This is a genomic window from Paraburkholderia sp. 35.1 (assembly GCF_050436525.1).
GTDB lineage: Bacteria > Pseudomonadota > Gammaproteobacteria > Burkholderiales > Burkholderiaceae > Paraburkholderia > Paraburkholderia tuberum.
The window spans coordinates 2199616-2216401 of record NZ_JBNDMJ010000002.1 but is presented as its reverse complement, the minus strand read 5'-3'; the positions used below and the strand labels follow the sequence as shown (position 1 = coordinate 2216401).

Here is a 16786-nt window from a genome sequence, read left to right as displayed (position 1 = left end):
GCGGCCCACGGTTGTCTCCTTTATCGAATCGTCGAGTTGGGGATGCCTGAGATGCCTGAAGTTGCCTGGATGTGCAGCTCATTGCCTCGGCGAGACCAGCAGCGACACCGGCACGCCGTGACAATCGACCTGCGCGAGAACCGTCGCGCCGAGCTCGGCGCCCGACCTGGTGGGCGCGTCGAACGGGCTCGCGCCGTGATCGATGCGCAGAATGTTCAGCGGCCAGGAGGGCCGCGTCAGCCGCTCGTGCGCGAACGCGCCGACCCAAAGCGGCGCCGCGGAGGTGCCGTTGTCGACCGCGAAGCCGCTCGGCCAGAAGCGAAGCACGTAGCGTTCCTCGCGCGAATTGCCCGGTCGCATGAAGACCAGCGACGACGGCACGCCATTGTTCAGCTTCGGCAGCACCGGCAGCGACACCGCCGCGACGTCGGGCGAAGCGAGCGACAGCAGGCTGTGCGCGGACACGTCGGTGCCCTCGACCCAGCCCTGCGCGCGCAACTGCTCGCGTATCGAAGCGGGCTCGGAGACCCATTGCAGCGTCAGCGGCTCCTTGCGATCGCCGCCCATGTCGGAGCGAAAGCACGGCAGCCGCTTCCACCCGGAGAGCTTCCACTGCGTCTGCGTGAACTGCACGGGGGGTGGTTGCGGCGCGCCGTCCGGCGGCGTCGGCATTGCGAGGCCGAGCTGCAGGCCGACACTGAGCGCTACGACCGCGAGCACCACGAGCGGCATGAAACGGCGCGGCGGCGGCGGCCGCGGATGCCGCCAGATCGCCGTCAGCGCAATCAGCGCGACCCACACAGACGCGAGCGCCGCGCCGCCGATCGCGTCGGACACCCAGTAGCGGCCGAAGTAGACGCCCGCGAGCGCGACCACGATCACGACGATGATGCTGGCGCCGGCAACCAGCACGCCTCCGAGCTTGCCGATCCGGCGCGCGAGCAGAAACGCGAGAAAGCCGTAGATGATCACCGTCGCGGCGACGTGATTGCTCGGAAACACGAAGTGGCCATTCATGAGTTCGTTGGGCGGGGCGCGGCGCATCGCGAGTTGCAGGCCGAGAATCAGCAGCTGCGAAAACACGACCGCCGCGAGCCAGTAGACGATCGTGCGCCAGCGCCGCTCCCACACCATCCACAGGGCGACCGTGACGACCAGCGCGAACAGTGTGATGCCGCTGCCGAGCGTCGCGAGCGCCGCGAGCAACGTGTCGCCCCACGGCGTGCGTATCGATTGCAGAAAGTGATAAACGGACAGGTCGATGGTCGTCAGCGGATCGCCGCTGACGACGTCCTCAAGGACCCCGAAGAAAAGCGCGCCGGCCACCAGCACGATCAGCGACGTCGCGAGCAGGTGGGTCGCATCGGGCGTGTCGGGGTCGAGCATGCGGCGCGCGATGCGGCCGAGCGGACCCGGATGGCGGCATGCCCAACTGCCGAGATGACGGCCTGCCGCGCTCGACCAGGCATTCGCGTGTGACACCAGAAACCCAGCGCCGCGAAAGCTGAGCCACACGATGCACGCCAGCATCGCGATGATCACGACGAGCCGGAACGACACCGCCCCCGCGAGCAGCACCGACGCGCCGAACACGACGCCGGGCAGGATGTGCGCGGGCGCCCACAGCAGCGCGGAGAGCACGTTGATCGAGAGGAAGCGCAGCGGCCGCATGCCCATCATGCCCGCGACGACCGGCACGATCGCCCGCAGCGGGCCGATGAAGCGGGCGAGCACGACGCTCTTCGCGCCATGCTTCAGAAAGAAGCGCTGGCCCGCGTCGAGTACGCCGGGGTGTGCGCGGAACGGCCACAGAGTGACGATGCGCTCCCTGTAGCGAGCGCCGAGCCAGAAGCTGGCGCCGTCGCCGGCGACCGCGCCGACGATCGCCCACACGAAGACCCAGGCAAGGCTCAGCGAGCCGGTGCCCGTCACCGCGCCGGCGAGGAACATCGCGGTGCTGCCGGGGACGAAGGTGCCGATGACCGCGATCGCTTCGAAAAAAGCGGCGAGGAAAACGACCGCGAGCATCCACGTCGAGTGGCCGGCGAGCAGATGCAAAAGGTGGATGTAGGCGTGCTCCATCGTGCGATCGGCCGTTCGGGCGTAACGATCGATCATAACGCGCACGGACACGCCGTGGGCGCGGGCGGGAGCGGCGCCGCTGCATCGGTCGCGCGATCGGCTCAGAATAGATATCGTGCTCGGCGGATCGATGCGGTTGGAGGGTAGCGATGAAGACAGCAACAGGTGGGATCGTGTGGTCGGCGTTGCTTGCGGCGCTGTTGACGGTGGGGGCCGCCGCAACGGTAGAGGCCCAGCAACCGGGCAATCCTGGCGGCAGCCAAAACGGCACTCGTGCGGGCACGAACGCGGGCACCAGCGGGGGCAGCGGGGGCAGCGGCAATGCGGCTGTCGGCGGCGCGATGGGCATCGGTACCGGCGTCAGTCCGAGTGCCATGCCGGTGCCCGGCATGTCGGCGGGCGGCTCGTACGGGCTCGGCTCGGGTGGCGCGACCGGCTCGGGCGCCGCGCTCAACAACATGCGCGCGAACGGCACGGCGCTCTATATGAATCCCGACCCACGCGCGCCGAACGTGACCGGCCGCGCGGCGCCGCCGCGCTAGTGTGGCGCGGATAGAATGCAGGTCCGATCCGACCAAAGGGGAAGCGAATGGCGCACGGCGAGCACAAGTACCACGTATCGGTGAAATGGACCGGCAACCGCGGCAGCGGCACCTCCGGCTACCGCGACTACGACCGCGATCACGTGATTTCTTCCGGCGGCAAGCCCGACATTCCGGGCTCGTCGGATCCGGCGTTTCTCGGCGACGCGACGCGCTGGAATCCCGAGGACCTGCTGGTCGCGTCGGCGAGCGCGTGTCACAAGCTGTGGTATCTGCATCTGTGCTCGGAGGCGGGCATCGTCGTGCTCGACTATCGCGACGACGCCGAAGGCACGATGCTCGATACCGCGCAGGAAGGCCGCTTTTCCCAGATCGTGCTGCGCCCGCGCGTGACGATCCGCGCGAGCGGCGATGTCGAACTGGCCACGCATCTGCATCACGTCGCGCATCAGAAGTGCTACGTCGCGAACTCCGTCAATTTTCCGATTCTCTGCGAGCCGGTGGTGGAGACGGACGCGCGTTAAGGCACATGCGGCGGCGCGAAGCGTGCGAGCCGGCTGGCGAGCGTGGCGCCGGCCAGACGCTCGCTAGCGCTCAACGATTGCCGTCGAGCAGATCGCCGAGCAGTTCGTCGAACGCGGCTTGTGCGTCTTCGAGTTCCTGCAGCGCGGCGTCGAAAGTCTGCAGCGCAAATTGCGAGGGCTTGCCGCTGCCTGCCGGCGGGAATTGCGATTGCAGCGACGCGAACGCGGTCTGCACCCGCATCGTGGCGGTCAACACGCGTTCCATTGCGGCGGTTTCTTCGGCTCGCGCCTTGTCGTGATCCATGGGAACTCCGGGGTCGTCGGGTTGCGTCGGAACGGCTCGTGCCGCTTCAAAAGGGGACTAAAGGGGACTAAAGGGGGGACTATGCCACGTTCGCGCTCAGGACAGCGGCAGACCGCCAAACGCTTTCACTTCGCGCAACGATAAGGCCGATTCCACCGACGTCACGCCCGGCAGGCCGCGCAGTTCGTCGCGCATGAACGTGCCGTAGTCGTCGAGGTCGCGCGCGACGATCTGCAGGATGTAGTCGGCGCTGCCCGACACGTTGTGGCACGACAGGATCCGCGGGATCGCCTGCACCTCGCGCTCGAAGCGCGTGGCCACGACGCGGTCGTGCACCGCGAAGCGCACGAGCACGAACGCGATCACGCCCAGACCGAGCCCGGCGCGCGACAGCACCGCGCGGTAGCGGTCGATGTAACCATCGTTCTCCAGACGTTTCAGACGCCGCGCGCAAGGCGTCTCGCTAAGGCCGACCATCTCGGCGAGACGCGCATTCGACATGCGGCCGTCGTTTTGCAGCGCGGCGAGAATCGCGCGATCGGTTTTGTCGAGATCGTCCGTGGACATGGTCGGGAGGGGGGGGCTGCAGGGTGGTGGAAGGCATCGCCAGATGTCGAAATATTAGCGCATTCCGCTATTTTTTGAATGCAGATGACTGAAAATCGCCAGCAAACGCTCCGCATCCGATAGCAACATGGAGCCTCGAACAAGGAGGCTCCGATGATTTCAGCTCACCTGCTGGCCGTCTACGTGGCGGCATTGATTGTCGTTTATGCGGTGCCTGGGCCGGACATGGCGCTGATCCTGCAAACCAGCATCGCGCGCGGCGTGCGCAGCGGCTTTGCGGCCGCGGCGGGGCTCGGCGTATCGCGCGCGACGCACGTGACGCTGTCGGCGTGCGGCATGGCGGCGCTGCTGCGCAACGCGCCGTGGCTGTACGACGCGGTGCGCTATGCCGGCGCCGTCTATCTCGCGTGGGTGGGGATTCAAATCTTCCGCTCGCCCGGGTTCGCATTGCCGGCCGGGTCGCGCGACAAGCAAGCGGCCGGCGCGCCGCGAGTGGAATCCACTGCTTCGAGCGATGCGGGCAATGCGGTGCGGCCGTTGCGGACCGCGTTCGCCAAAGGTCTGCTGACGAACCTGCTCAACCCGAAGGCGCTACTGTTCTGCTCGGTGCTGTTGCCGCAATTCGCGCGGCCGGAAGCGGGGCCGGTAGCGTGGCAGATGATCGAGCTTGGTGTCGTGCTGCTCGTGATCGGCGCATGCTTCGACGCGTTGTATGCGATCGGCGCTGCGCGCATCGCCAACTGGATGCGCGTCCATCCTTTGGCGCAGACCGTACAACGGTGGACCTTCTCGGCTGCGTTGATCGGCTTCGCGCTGCGGCTTTCGCTGGATTGAAACTCGGAGCTGGCTTTTGCATTCGTCGCGCGTGGCGCATACAGCCGATGCAAAGGCCGCGCTGCCAGGTGATTGTGTTAATAAAGCCGATAGCGCAGCCGGCCGCGCGCACGCGCGGCGACACAACCACCTTCTCACGCTCATCGATGCAAACCTTCCTGCTGTATGTCGTGACCGCTGTCGCCGAGATTCTCGGCTGTTACCTGCCGTGGCGCTGGCTTGCGTGGCTGTGGGTCGTGGACGAGGTGCGGCCCACGCCGTGGGACGCGGCAGGCGTCGCGCTGACGCTGGCCGGCATGGCGGTGATCGCATTCCAGCCGCGCCTGCACGCGTGAGGGCGGCCGCGCGATCGACGACCCGCCTGCTCCGTTTACTGCTGCATCCCGCCCAGATAGTCGAGCTTACCGAGCTCGACACCGTTATGACGCAGGATGTCATACGCGGTCGTCACGTGGAAATAGAAGTTCGGCAGCACGAAACCGAACAGATATGACGCTCCGGTGAACTCGATCGGACCCGGTCGCAGTTTCAGCGTGATGGTGCGGCTTTCCGAACCGTCGATCTGCGCCGCGTTGAATTCCTTCAGGTAATCGATCGTTTTCTGGATACGGGCCTGCAGTTCGTCGAAAGTCTGCTCGACGTCGTCGAACTTCGGCGGCTCGACGCCGGCGAGGCGCGCCGCGCAACCCTTCGCGGTATCGCTCGCGATATACACCTGGCGCACGAACGGCAGCATGTCCGGCGCGAGCCGGGCATTCGTGAACACCGACGGTTCGATCTGCTTTGCGGCCGCGTGCGCTTCGGCCTTGCCCAGGATGGCCTGGAGGTTCGTGAGGCCGCGAATCAGCACAGGCAGTGATGCTTGATACATCGAAATTGACATGGGTTCCTCTGATTTCTCGATCGTGCGCGCAGGCGGCGCGCGCGGCAATGAAACGGCGGGAATGCCGCTTGAGCATCATAGCGTGTCGCATCCACGCCGCGCATTAGACCCTGGCCATGCGGACGACTGTCGCGCTGGCCGGAACTGTGTTCGAATGCTTTGGTCGGACGCGTGGACGAAGTTCTTGAACAACCCCTGCCGCGTATCGCCACGATGCGCTTCATGCAGGCGCGTGGCGTGCCTGGCCGCCGCCGGGCCGCGGGGTCGTGCATGACCGCGTGCGAAGCCACGCTAACAGGAGAGTCGATACATGGTCACCAAGCATCCATTGCCGGGCAGCGAGCGAAAGGTCGCGCAGGGCACGACGGTCATCGGGCAATGCGATCCCGCCGAGCGGATCGAGGTCTTCGTGATGCTGCGCCGCCAGCAGCAGGCGCAGTTCGACGCCTTGATGAAACGCATCGAAGCCGGCGACGCGAGCGTGAAGCCGCTGTCGCGCGAGGCGCTCGCCCAGGACTACGGCGCCGCGCCCGATGACATCGCGAAGGTCCGCGCGTTCGCGGCCGCGCATGGGCTCACCGTCGCGCGCGAGGATCCGGCGGCGCGCTCGGTGCTGCTGAGCGGCACGATCGCGCAATTCCAGAGCGCGTTCGAGGTCAAGCTCGAGCTCTACCGGCATCACGCGGCCGGCCAGTTCCGTGGCCGCACCGGCACGATCAGCGTGCCGGACGATCTGCATGGCGTCGTGGAGGCGGTGCTCGGACTCGACAACCGGCCGCAGGCGCGTCCGCACTTTCGCATCCGGCCGCCGTTCGTGCCGGCGCGCGCCGGGCAGACGTCGTACTCGCCGCCGCAGCTCGCCTCGCTCTACCAGTTTCCGCAAGGCGTCGGCGGCGGTCAGTGCGTCGGCATCATCGAGCTCGGCGGCGGCTACAACACGTCGGACCTCAAGACCTATTTCTCGAGCCTCGGCGTAAGCGAGCCGACCGTGACCCCGGTCGGCGTCGATCAGGCTGGCAACGAGCCGAGCGGCGATCCGAACGGGCCGGACGGCGAGGTCACGCTCGACATCGAGATCGTCGGCGCCATCGTGCCGGGCGCGGCCATCGCCGTGTACTTCACGCAGAACAGCGACGCCGGCTTCATCGACGCGGTGAGCCGCGCGGTGCACGACACAACTAACAAGCCGTCGGTGATCTCGATCAGTTGGGGGGCGCCGGAATCAGTGTGGACCGGCCAGTCGATGCAGGCGCTCAACAGCGTACTGCAATCGGCGGCGGCGCTCGGCGTGACCATCTGCGCGGCCTCGGGCGACAGCGGATCGAGCGACGGCTCGGGCGGCGGCGACGCGGTCGACTTCCCGGCGTCGAGCCCGTATGTGCTCGCTTGCGGCGGCACGCACCTGAGCTCGTCCGGTTCGGCGATCACGCGCGAGGTCGTGTGGAACGACGGCGAGCAGGGTGGGGCCAGTGGCGGCGGCGTGAGCCGCGCGTTTCCGGTGCCGGCGTGGCAGCAGGGTTTGTCGGTCACGGCGACGGGCGGCGGCGGCCAGCCGCTCGGCGGGCGCGGCGTGCCGGATGTCGCGGGCGATGCCTCGCCGTTGACCGGCTACGACGTGCTGGTCGACGGAATGCAAACGGTGGTGGGGGGCACCAGCGCGGTCGCGCCGCTGTGGGCGGCGCTGATCGCGCGCATCAACGCGGCGAAGGGACAGCCGGCCGGCTTCGTCAACGCTAAGCTGTACAAGGCGCCGGGCGTCTGCAACGACATCACGCAGGGCAACAACGGCAGCTTCGCGGCGTCGAAGGGGTGGGATGCCTGCACGGGACTGGGCAGCCCCAATGGCGGGAAGGTGGCGGGCGCACTATAGTCTGCAACGCAGCGCATAACACAACAACGAGACGTAAGAACGAGGACGCATGGCAATTAAAACGAACCCTTGGAGCGATCATGACGAATACAGAATCAGCTTCCGGTAGCCAGCATTCGCCGCACAACACGCATGCCACGGCCTCGGCAGGCGCGTCCACCGCCACGAGCGCGCCGCACAAGGCCGGCGACCAGCCGCTCTTCGACCCGGTCGCCTATGGCAACGGCCCGGACGATTCGGTTACCGATACAGTCGAGACGGCCGCGATCACGCATCATTGGATGACGATCGGCGGTCACAAGATCGACTACACGGCGACCGCGGGCCATCTGGTGATCGTCGATCCGAGCAGCTCGCAACCGTCGGCGAGGATGTTCTACGTCGCGTTCACGCAGGACCATCAGAAGGAAGAAACGCGGCCGGTCACGTTTTTCTATAACGGCGGGCCGGGGTCGTCGTCGGTATTCGTGCTGCTCGGCTCGTTCGCGCCGCGCCGCATCAAGACGTCGATGCCGGGGTTCACGCCGCCTGCGCCTTATTCACTCGAAGACAATCCGGACAGTCTGCTCGACAAGAGCGACCTGGTGTTCATCAATCCGGTCGGCACCGGCTATTCGGCGGCGATCGCGCCGAAGAAGAATCGCGACTTCTGGGGCGTCGATCAGGACGCGGATTCGATCAAGCAGTTCATCAAGCGTTTCCTGACGAAGAACAACCGCTGGAATTCGCCGAAGTATCTATTCGGCGAGTCCTACGGCACGGCGCGCAGCTGCGTGCTCGCGTACCGGCTGCACGAGGATGGGGTCGATCTGAACGGCATTACGCTGCAATCGTCGATTCTCGATTACACGCAATCGGGCAATCCGGTCGGCGCGCTGCCCACGGCGGCCGCTGACGCGTGGTATCACAAGAAGCTCGGCGTCGCGCCGCGGCCGACCGATCTCGGCGCGTTCGCCGAGGAGGTCGCGCAGTTCGCGCGCACCGACTACCTGGCCGCGCTGCGCAAGTTCCCGACCACAGATTCCGCGACCACCGAAAAACTCAGCGAATACACCGGCATCGACAAAACGACGCTGCTCGCGTGGAGCCTCGACATCGCGGGCTACGACAGCCGCGGCAATTCGCTGTTCCTGACCACGTTGCTGAAGTCGCAAGGCCTCGCGCTCGGCGCCTACGACGGCCGCGTAACGGCGATCGACACCGGCATCGCCGGCAAGATCGACCCGAACTCCGGCGGCAACGATCCGACGATGACCGCGGTCACCGGCGTCTACACGACGATGTGGAACGTCTATCTGAACGAGCAGTTGAAGTACACGTCGAACTCGTCGTTCACCGACCTCAACGATCAGGCGTTCAAGTACTGGGATTTCGGCCATATCGATCCAACCGGCGCGCAGAAGGGTCTCGACTCGACAGGCAACATCATTCTGTACACGGCCGGCGACCTTGCCGCCGTGATGGCGCTCAATCCCGACCTCAAGGTGCTGTCGGCGAATGGCTTTTTCGATTTCGTCACGCCGTTCTATCAGACCGTGCTCGATCTGCAGCAGATGCCGCTGGTCAGTCAGCAGGTGCGGCAGAACCTGTCGGCACGGTTCTATCCATCTGGGCATATGGTGTATCTCGATGGCGGTTCGCGCACCGCGCTGAAAGCCGACCTCGCAAAGATGTACGAAGAGACGGTGTCGAACGCGCAGGCGCTCGGGCGGATCCGCGCGTTGCAGGCGCGGGTGGCGAAGTAGAGGCGGCGGGGCGCTCCCACTCATCGCGACGTCGCGCTGGGTTGGTCTGCGCTGGCTCGCGGCGGCTGCCGCGAGCCGGCAAACGCCGCGCCCTCATGCCCGGCTTTTGTACTCATCCATATTGAATGTGTTTTAATTGCCTTGCGAATTGAACTACCGCGTGCCGCCGCCGGCGCGCCGACGAATGAACGCAGGCATCGCAGACACCCATCGGCGCGGTCTTTCCCGCGACACGACCAGCAGCAATGACGTGGCCAACGCGCCGCGGCTCGGACGCACGCGCGTCCTTCGTCCGCGCGTGCGCATCACGCACCGTGCGCTGCTCGTCACCGTTGGCGCACTGCTCGCGCTGCGCATCGGAGATGCCGCCGCGCAACCGAGCGCCGTGCTCGACGAACGCGTGACCCAGCAGTCGATCGGCCAGACGATTTGCCGCCCCGGTTATGCGGAAACCGTCGCGCCGCCGTTCGACGAACTGATGGCGCACAAGGATCGCATGCTTGCCGCACGCGGCATCGATGCGGATGACGTCGCCGCGTTCGCGCTCGACCGGCGTGTGCCGGTCATGCTCGGCGGATCGCCCGATGCGCCGGCCAATCTCGATCTGTTGCCGTGGTCCGGCCCGCAGGGTGAGCGCCGCAAGGCACGCGCGGCGGCGCTGCTCAAGCGTTGCGTCTGCGAAGGCAAGCTGAGTCTCGCGCAGGCGCAAGCGGTGATCGTCGGAAACTGGTCGGCGGTGTATGCGGGCTTTGGCCAGGCGTCCTGCGACGTGAGCCGGCTCGAGTTCGCGACTCGCGACGACGATGGCGTCGACAGCGAAGACAGCCGACGCGACGCGCATGCCCGCCAGCGTTGAGCGCGCCGCGCGTCCGCACGCTTGCGCATTCCGCGCGGAACCACGGTTCGCTGCCCCTCACTTTTTTCGGAGAAACACGATGATCCATTCCCGTCTCGCCGCCGTCGCGCTGACGATCGGCTGCCTGAGCGGTTGCCTGAGCGGCAGCGCCGCCGCGGTTGCCGTCTCGCCGGCGCATTGCGCGCGCGCCAATGAGCTCGAGATTCGCGGCGACGTGCCCGCGGCGCTCAGCTTCGACGTGTATCGGCAACTGCGCCCGCTGGATGCGCAGCGAATCGCGCTGTTCGAGGCCGCTGGCGAAGTGAAGCGTCTGCCCGACGGCCTGCCGGTATGCCAGATCGCCGATGACGGCGTCGAGGATCCTTCCGCGGTGCTGGTCCGTCTGCCGCAAGGTAAGAATGCGTGGTGGGTGAGCGCGGCGAACGTGCAAGCGGCGGACTGACCGGCGCGATCAGTCCGCCTTTGCCCACGTCCCCCGCACGCTACCTTCGACGATAGGTCTGCGTGCCGGGCCGGGGCTCGCCAGGCATGCAAGGTGCTGAGGCAGCCGATGTCTTCCCAGGATTGGCGCGACCGATTCAGGTACAGTGCATCGACGGGGACGTTTCGCCATTGCCTACGACGCTGCGTCACAGTGTGTTCGCTGTCGAAGCGGGCTATTCTGACAACAGGATGCAATTCGCACAGGAGATTTGAACGATGGCCTTTTACTTGTCATGGCTCGCTATGGGGTTAGCCGGCGCGACCGGCGTCGTCGCACTTCGCGCACTCGGCGCGACTCAGACGAAGCAGCGTGCCGCGCTGCGACCGGTGCGTATCGCAAGCCCTGACCGACGGACGGACCGCCAGGCGCGGCGAGGGTAGGCCGCATGAACCTGACCGTGCGCAATATCGCCGAATCGTGCAGCGAGCAGGATGTGCGGGAATTTCTGAAGCGCGAACTCGGCCGTTACGCGAAACACGTCGAGGTGGTGGACGCCGGCAAGCCCGGCGCCTACGCGACGATCGAACTCGACGCGAGTGTGCCGTATGTCGGCGACGTGATCGCGCGGCAGATTCAAGGCAAGCAACTGGGTGGCCAGCCGCTCGAAGCGAGCGCCGATCTGTTCAGCGACGAACCGCCGCCCGAGCAGTAAGCGCCGCGGATGGCGCAGTAAGCTCTATTGTTTTCGAAGGCGGTGGACAGGCGCGACGACGCGCGCATGTCCACCGCCTTTATTCGTTTGAGAGCGCCGTTCGCGGGCGCATCATTGCCCATCCGGCGACGCCGGCCAATCGAACGGCGTATACGGCGGCGCCCGCTTGTGACGCGTCGCGTTGTAAAACTTTAGGACCACGTCACGCACGGTATCGCTGACCGGCTTGCCTTCGAGAAAATCGTCGATCGCGTCGTATGGGATGCCATATGCGTCTTCGTCGGGACGAAGCGGCCGCAGCATCTCGAGGTCGGCGGTCGGCACCTTATGCGCCAACGCGTCGGGCGCGCCGAGCGTATTCGCGACCGCACGCACGCGGCGCTTGCTGAGCCCGGCGAGCGGCAGCACGTCGGCGCCGCCGTCGCCGAACTTCGTGAAAAAGCCCATCACCGATTCGGCCGCGTGGTCCGTTCCGATCACGACGCCCGAGCGCGCGCGAGCCACCGCGTATTGCGCGATCATCCGCTGGCGCGCCTTGATATTGCCGTGCACGAAATCCCGCTGGGATTCGTCCTTGAACGACACGCCGCTTTTATCGAGCGACTCGAGCATCGCATCGGCTGCGGGTTGATATCGATAGTCAGATTTTCGTCGGCGCGAATGAAGCGTAATGCCTCGAGCGCATCCGCTTCATCGCGTTGTTTGCCGTAAGGCAGACGGACGGCGACGAAACTTGCGTCGTAATGGTTCGCCCGCAAACGCTCGACCGCGAGTTGCGCGAGACGCCCGGCCGTAGTCGAATCGACGCCGCCGCTAATGCCGAGCACATAAGTTCTCAGGTGGCTGTTGCGCAGATAGTTCGCCAGAAAATCGACCCGGCGCTCGATTTCGCGGCTTGCGTCGAATTCGGCGGCGACGTGCATTTCAGTCGCGATGCGGGCCTGGCGCGCGGCTGGATCGGATTGAGCCATGATCGTTGTTGTCCTCGCGAGAGAAAAAGCGATTGAAGCGGCTTGAAACAGATTGCAAGCAGATTGAAAAACGGCGTGAGTATCGGCACGTGCCGCCGTCTTCGGTCTACCTTTCGTCGAACGAAATCGTATATGCCTTTTGGGGTTTGATTTTCCGATGACCGATTTATTGCGTATTAATTGCATTTTCGCTGGCATGTCGATTGTCGAAAAATAGCCGATCATTTTTGAAGAGTTCGCAGGTTAGAAGGTATTTTCATCGACACGCCTCGCTTCGCTGAGTAACATCGGTCGTGCCGAACGCCGCAGGGACCCGGCGTGCGATCAATAATAATCATGTTTGCTCCAAGACGCGATGAGATACCCAGATCGGCCTGGCCAGCCTGGATTGAACCGCCTGAGGATTTGCGCGTGGGTTTGCGCAGCCGTCGTCTCGAGTGCCGGTGCGATGGCGGCGCCGGTTCATGCGGCGGCGCCCGGTAGCGCTCAGTCACCTGCATCCGCGACATCAGCGGCGCATATGGTGAATCTGGCCAATCCGGCCAACGCATGGAATGGCGCGAGCCGGCCGTTGCCCACGATCGACGCCGCCACCATCGCCGCGCCCGACGCGGCTGGCGTCGTCGATCCGCGCCGCGCGTTCCTGCTGCGCGACGTATTCGCGCGGGACGTGACGCGCCGGCTCAGACTGCCCGTCGCGGCGCAGCGAGCGTACGCCAACCGTCTGGAGACGGCGCTCAATGAGAACGAGCTTGGCAATCTGTCGGGCGAGTACGTGGTGCTCGTCGACCGCAATGCGAACGTGCAGGCGCTCCTGATTTACTTCCGCCCGGCGCCCGCCGACAACTGGCAGATGATCGGCGCATCCCCGGTATCCACGGGACGGCCCGGCGAGTACGACCACTTCATCACACCGCTCGGCGTGTTCGAACATACGCCCGACAACATGGATTTCCGCTCCGAGGGCACCCAGAACGAAAACCATATTCGCGGCTACGGACGGCGCGATATGCGCATCTTCGACCTCGGCTGGGCGCTGGGTGAACGCGGCTGGGGCAAGGGCGGCATGTCGCAGATGCGCTTCCAGATGCACGCGACCGACCCCGAGCGGCTCGAACCGCTGCTCGGCATTCGTCATTCGAAGGGCTGCGTGCGGATTCCCGCATCGCTGAACACGTTTCTCGATCACTACGGGATTCTCGACGCAGCATATGCGCAGCTCGTCGATTCCGGCCAATCGCTGTGGGTGCTGAAAAGCGACCGGCAGATCATGCCGTGGGCGGGGCGTTTTATCGTCGTGGTCGATTCGCAGCGCAAGAGTCGGCCGGCGTGGTCGCCAGCACCGGGCGCGGTTGCGCGAGCGAAAATGCCCGCGCGCGCGGATACGGCCGACTGACGGGCGCTTGGTGGCAATACTGGCGCGCGGCGCCCCTCACGACCTCGCCAACAACACGCCAGCCAGCGCGATCGCAAATCCGGCGATCTGCACTGGCAGCAGCGTTTCGCCGAACCCCAGATAGCCTTCGAGCGCGGCAAGCGGCGGCGCAAGAAACAGCAGAGCGGTCGCGCGCGCCCGCATCGCCGCGCCGGACCATCCAGACGAGCAACGTGACGCTGATGCCGGACAGCATCACGATGCCCCACGCGAGCGATGCCCACAGCGTCGGCGACGCGATCCAGCGATGCTCACCGAGCGCCAGCGCCAGCGCCAGCGCCAGCACTCCCGCGACGATCGCCGCGTCTTGTTCAAAGCTGCAACGCGCGCGCGGGACCGTCACCACGCGAGCAGCGTCATCCCCGCTCCGAGCACGCCGCCACAGACGACGCATGCCCACAGCAGCCAGCGCGTGCGCCGGTATTCGCGCGCTAGATCCGCGAGCAGTTGCGCGTTCTGCTGCGGGGTGCCGGTGCGATCGTGCTGCTGCAGATAGCGCACCGCCAGTTGCGGCACGCGCGGCAGCATATGCGCGAGATGCGGCAGCTCGTGTGACAGTCGCTTGAGCCAGCCGCGATGATCGAGATCGCGTCGCGCGATATCGGCGAGCACGCCGCGCGCGATGTTCCATGTATCGATGCCCGGATGCAGCGCCCGCGCGAGCATCTCCGCCTGCTGGAACGAGCGCTGCGCGGTCGCGAGCGCGCCCGGCACGTGGCCGTCGAACGGTTGCACGCCGTGCAGCAGATGGTGAAACAGCGAACTCGCCGAGCGATCCGCGGGCGCCGCCGCGAAGTGCGCTTCGGCGCGCGTGCGCAGCTCGGCTTCGAGCAGCTCGGCGCGCGTGTCGTCCGGCACGTGGCCGGCCTCGCGATGCATGTCGGCGAGCCGCCCGTAGTCCTGGTCGAACAACGCGGTCGCGCCGTGCACGAAAAATTCGCGCTCGTCGCTCGACAGCGTCGCCATGATCGAGAACTCCGCGAGCACGAGGCGCCCGAGCGTGTCCGGCTCGATGCTGACGCGCACGCGGCGCGCATCGAGCGTCGCGTGGAAGAAGCCATGCTCGAATGCCTGCTCGGTGACGATCTCGACGATATGCGCGGCGAGCGGCGCCAGCTTGATGCCGTGCGCGTGCAGAGCGGGCAGGTCGCTCGCGGACAGCGTGTTGACGCGCTGCATCGTCAGCGTGTGGTCGGTGCACAGCTCCCAGATCACGTCCGGCACGACGATGCGCTTGTCGCCGTCGAAATCGTGGCCGGTCTGGCTCAGATTCGCGGCTTCGGCGCGCAGGTCGAAGCGGCGCAGGATGTCGTCGGTGAAGGTTTGCGCGAGCGCGCGCAACTGCAGCCGGCGCGCGACGCGCGACAGCTTTTCGAGCCAGCGCGCGACCCAGCGCAACAAAGCGAGTTCATCGCCGATCTGTTGCAACTGCTGCGCGCGCACGAGTTTGACGGCGACTTCGTGATGACCTTTGAGCGGCATCGCGAGCCGCGCGAAATGGGTCTGCTCGGCGAAGCCGCTGCGTACCGGCACGAGGTCGACCGCGCTGAACAGCTCGCCGAGCGGCCGGCCGAACGCGCGAGTCAAAGCCAGCGCGGAGTCGTCCGGCGACAGCGGCACTTCCATGTGATCGATGGCGTCCAGCGCGTCATGCAGCGTGCCGCTCGCGAGCTCGGGGCGCCTGGCGAGCGTCTGCGCGAAGCGGCTCGCGAGCGGACCGAGCGCCGGCAGCAGACCATGCAACTGCGCGCCGCTGCGCTCCGACGCATGCACGCGGCCGATCAGTTCGATCATCCAGTGCAGCTTGTGGTCGGGCGGGGCGGCGAGCCAGATCAGGCGCGCGCCGTAACGCAGCGCATGGAACAGCAGCAGTAGACGGCGAAACAGTGGCGGCATCGGCGGTTCGGTTGACGGGCGAGGCGTTGTGCGCGGGACTCGGCCGGGCGGCGGCGTTGCGTTCGCCGCATGGCCGGCGAGTCCAGCCGTCAAGGTTAGCAGGTCGGCGCGATGGCTGGCGTGTTCGCGCGCAAGGGCGGCTCGATGCAAGCCGAGCGCGCCGTGAACGCGCCCCCACGCCACCCTGAGCGCCACCTGCACGCGAGCACCGACGACGCGCAATACGCGTAATACAATACGGCGGCCTTCCTCAACCACGGCGAAACCCAAGCGTGCCGGCTTCCGGCCTTCTCAGATGCTCGCAGAACAACGTCATCAATACATCCTCGCGCAAGTCGCAAAGCACGGCGCGCTGTCGGTCGCGGAACTGGTGCGCGAACTGAACGTATCGCGCGAAACGATCCGTCGCGACCTCAACGCGCTGGCCGGCCGCGGCCTGCTCGTGACGACACACGGCGGCGCGTTGTCGAGCGATCGGCGCGAGCCCGATCTCGATACGCGCGAAGCCGAGAACGCCGGCGCGAAGCGCGCGATCGGCGAGCGCGCGGCCGAGTTCGTGCCGGACGGCGCATCGCTGATCATCGATTCGGGCAGCACCACGCAGTCGGTCGCGCGGGCGCTGCTCGACCGGCATCGGCTGACGGTATACACCAACGACTGGCGCATCGCGCTGCTGCTCGGCCGACGCAACGACAATCGCGTGACGCTGCTCGGCGGCGAGCTGTCCGATATCGAAGACGCTACCTTCGGCCTCGACACGGTTCAGCAGCTCACGCAGTACCACGCCGATTTCGCGTTCATTGGCGCGGGCGGAATTTCGCCGGACGGCTATCTCACCGACTACAGCCGCATGGCGGCCGAAGTACGCAGCCGCATGATCGCCGCGGCCGACATGGTGGTCGTCGTCGCCGATCATTCGAAATTCGGACGCGTGACGCCGGTGCGCATCAACGGGATCGAGTCGGCGCGGTATCTGGTCACCGAACTGGCGCCCGAGCGCGCGCTTGGCACGGCGATCACCGCGCATGGTCCGGAGATTCTGATCGCCTGAGACGGGCTGGCGGGGCGGTTCCCCCCGCGTTCATACGCCGCTCGCGCTGAGCGAGATTCCGCGCCCGCCAAAATCTAAATAAAACAAGCC

The 16786-nt window shown here is 66.2% G+C and carries 16 protein-coding genes and 2 pseudogenes; 11 read left to right on the top strand and 7 right to left on the bottom strand.

Translation table 11 applies throughout. The features are described 5' to 3' along the window. Positions 1-78: 78 nt before the first annotated feature. Entirely contained in the window at positions 79-2082 is a 2004-nt protein-coding gene (locus OKW27_RS16095; protein ID WP_429334618.1) for a VTT domain-containing protein, read from the bottom strand. 149 nt (positions 2083-2231) lie between these two features. Between OKW27_RS16095 and OKW27_RS16090 the strand changes: the two genes are divergently transcribed. Both OKW27_RS16090 and OKW27_RS16085 read left to right on the top strand, forming a co-directional pair. After that, the gene (locus tag OKW27_RS16090) at positions 2232-2624 is read left to right on the top strand and encodes a hypothetical protein (RefSeq protein WP_429334063.1); all 393 of its coding nucleotides are present in this window, start codon (positions 2232-2234) and stop codon (positions 2622-2624) included. A 47-nt stretch (positions 2625-2671) separates the two neighbouring features. Further along, the gene (locus OKW27_RS16085; RefSeq protein WP_090806238.1) at positions 2672-3148 is read left to right on the top strand and encodes an OsmC family protein; all 477 of its coding nucleotides are present in this window, start codon (positions 2672-2674) and stop codon (positions 3146-3148) included. Positions 3149-3218: 70 nt separating this feature from the next. On the opposite strand, the gene OKW27_RS16080 is transcribed toward OKW27_RS16085, so the two are convergent. Next, positions 3219-3452: a hypothetical protein gene (locus OKW27_RS16080; protein ID WP_090806236.1), complete on the bottom strand. Its 234-nt coding sequence runs from the start codon at positions 3450-3452 to the stop codon at positions 3219-3221. Between the two features lie 96 nt (positions 3453-3548). Beyond that, positions 3549-4019: an Lrp/AsnC family transcriptional regulator gene (locus OKW27_RS16075; RefSeq protein ID WP_018425024.1), complete on the bottom strand. Its 471-nt coding sequence runs from the start codon at positions 4017-4019 to the stop codon at positions 3549-3551. A 153-nt stretch (positions 4020-4172) separates the two neighbouring features. Here OKW27_RS16075 and OKW27_RS16070 point away from each other — a divergent pair, with 153 nt between their 5' ends. Both OKW27_RS16070 and OKW27_RS16065 read left to right on the top strand, forming a co-directional pair. Next, entirely contained in the window at positions 4173-4853 is a 681-nt protein-coding gene (locus OKW27_RS16070; protein ID WP_429334062.1) for a LysE family translocator, read from the top strand. A 146-nt stretch (positions 4854-4999) separates the two neighbouring features. Then, on the top strand, positions 5000-5188 hold the full coding sequence (locus OKW27_RS16065) for a hypothetical protein (protein WP_090810098.1): 189 nt from the start codon (positions 5000-5002) through the stop codon (positions 5186-5188). Positions 5189-5223: 35 nt separating this feature from the next. Here OKW27_RS16065 and OKW27_RS16060 read toward each other — a convergent pair whose 3' ends face one another. Continuing rightward, positions 5224-5736 carry a DUF1993 domain-containing protein gene (locus OKW27_RS16060; RefSeq protein ID WP_090810096.1) on the bottom strand — a complete coding sequence of 171 codons (513 nt, stop codon included), beginning with the start codon at positions 5734-5736 and terminating at the stop codon, positions 5224-5226. Positions 5737-6046: 310 nt separating this feature from the next. Here OKW27_RS16060 and OKW27_RS16055 point away from each other — a divergent pair, with 310 nt between their 5' ends. From OKW27_RS16055 to OKW27_RS16035, 5 genes are all read left to right on the top strand, one after another. Further along, the gene (locus tag OKW27_RS16055; RefSeq protein WP_429334061.1) at positions 6047-7606 is read left to right on the top strand and encodes a S53 family peptidase; all 1560 of its coding nucleotides are present in this window, start codon (positions 6047-6049) and stop codon (positions 7604-7606) included. Between the two features lie 80 nt (positions 7607-7686). Next, positions 7687-9351, top strand: a complete 1665-nt coding sequence (locus tag OKW27_RS16050) for a S10 family peptidase (RefSeq protein ID WP_429334060.1) — start codon at positions 7687-7689, stop codon at positions 9349-9351. Between the two features lie 184 nt (positions 9352-9535). Beyond that, positions 9536-10207, top strand: coding sequence for a hypothetical protein (locus OKW27_RS16045; protein ID WP_090806228.1), 672 nt, complete (start codon positions 9536-9538; stop codon positions 10205-10207). A gap of 79 nt (positions 10208-10286) precedes the next feature. Then, a complete protein-coding gene (locus OKW27_RS16040; protein ID WP_429334059.1) occupies positions 10287-10649 on the top strand; it encodes a hypothetical protein in 363 nt (120 codons plus the stop codon). 427 nt (positions 10650-11076) lie between these two features. Continuing rightward, a complete protein-coding gene (locus OKW27_RS16035; RefSeq protein ID WP_090806224.1) occupies positions 11077-11343 on the top strand; it encodes a hypothetical protein in 267 nt (88 codons plus the stop codon). A gap of 111 nt (positions 11344-11454) precedes the next feature. Here OKW27_RS16035 and nadE read toward each other — a convergent pair. Further along, positions 11455-12314: pseudogene (nadE, locus tag OKW27_RS16030) on the bottom strand (ammonia-dependent NAD(+) synthetase). Positions 12315-12762: 448 nt separating this feature from the next. Here nadE and OKW27_RS16025 point away from each other — a divergent pair. Then, positions 12763-13710: a L,D-transpeptidase gene (locus OKW27_RS16025; RefSeq protein ID WP_429334058.1), complete on the top strand. Its 948-nt coding sequence runs from the start codon at positions 12763-12765 to the stop codon at positions 13708-13710. 36 nt (positions 13711-13746) lie between these two features. Here OKW27_RS16025 and OKW27_RS16020 read toward each other — a convergent pair. Together OKW27_RS16020 and OKW27_RS16015 are read right to left on the bottom strand one after the other, a co-directional pair. Next, positions 13747-14053, bottom strand: a pseudogene (locus OKW27_RS16020) (EamA family transporter); the annotation flags it as partial. A gap of 35 nt (positions 14054-14088) precedes the next feature. Further along, a complete protein-coding gene (locus OKW27_RS16015; RefSeq protein ID WP_429334057.1) occupies positions 14089-15645 on the bottom strand; it encodes an ABC1 kinase family protein in 1557 nt (518 codons plus the stop codon). A gap of 295 nt (positions 15646-15940) precedes the next feature. Here OKW27_RS16015 and OKW27_RS16010 point away from each other — a divergent pair, with 295 nt between their 5' ends. Next, a complete protein-coding gene (locus tag OKW27_RS16010) occupies positions 15941-16696 on the top strand; it encodes a DeoR/GlpR family DNA-binding transcription regulator (RefSeq protein WP_090806218.1) in 756 nt (251 codons plus the stop codon). The last annotated feature ends 90 nt before the right edge of the window (positions 16697-16786 follow it).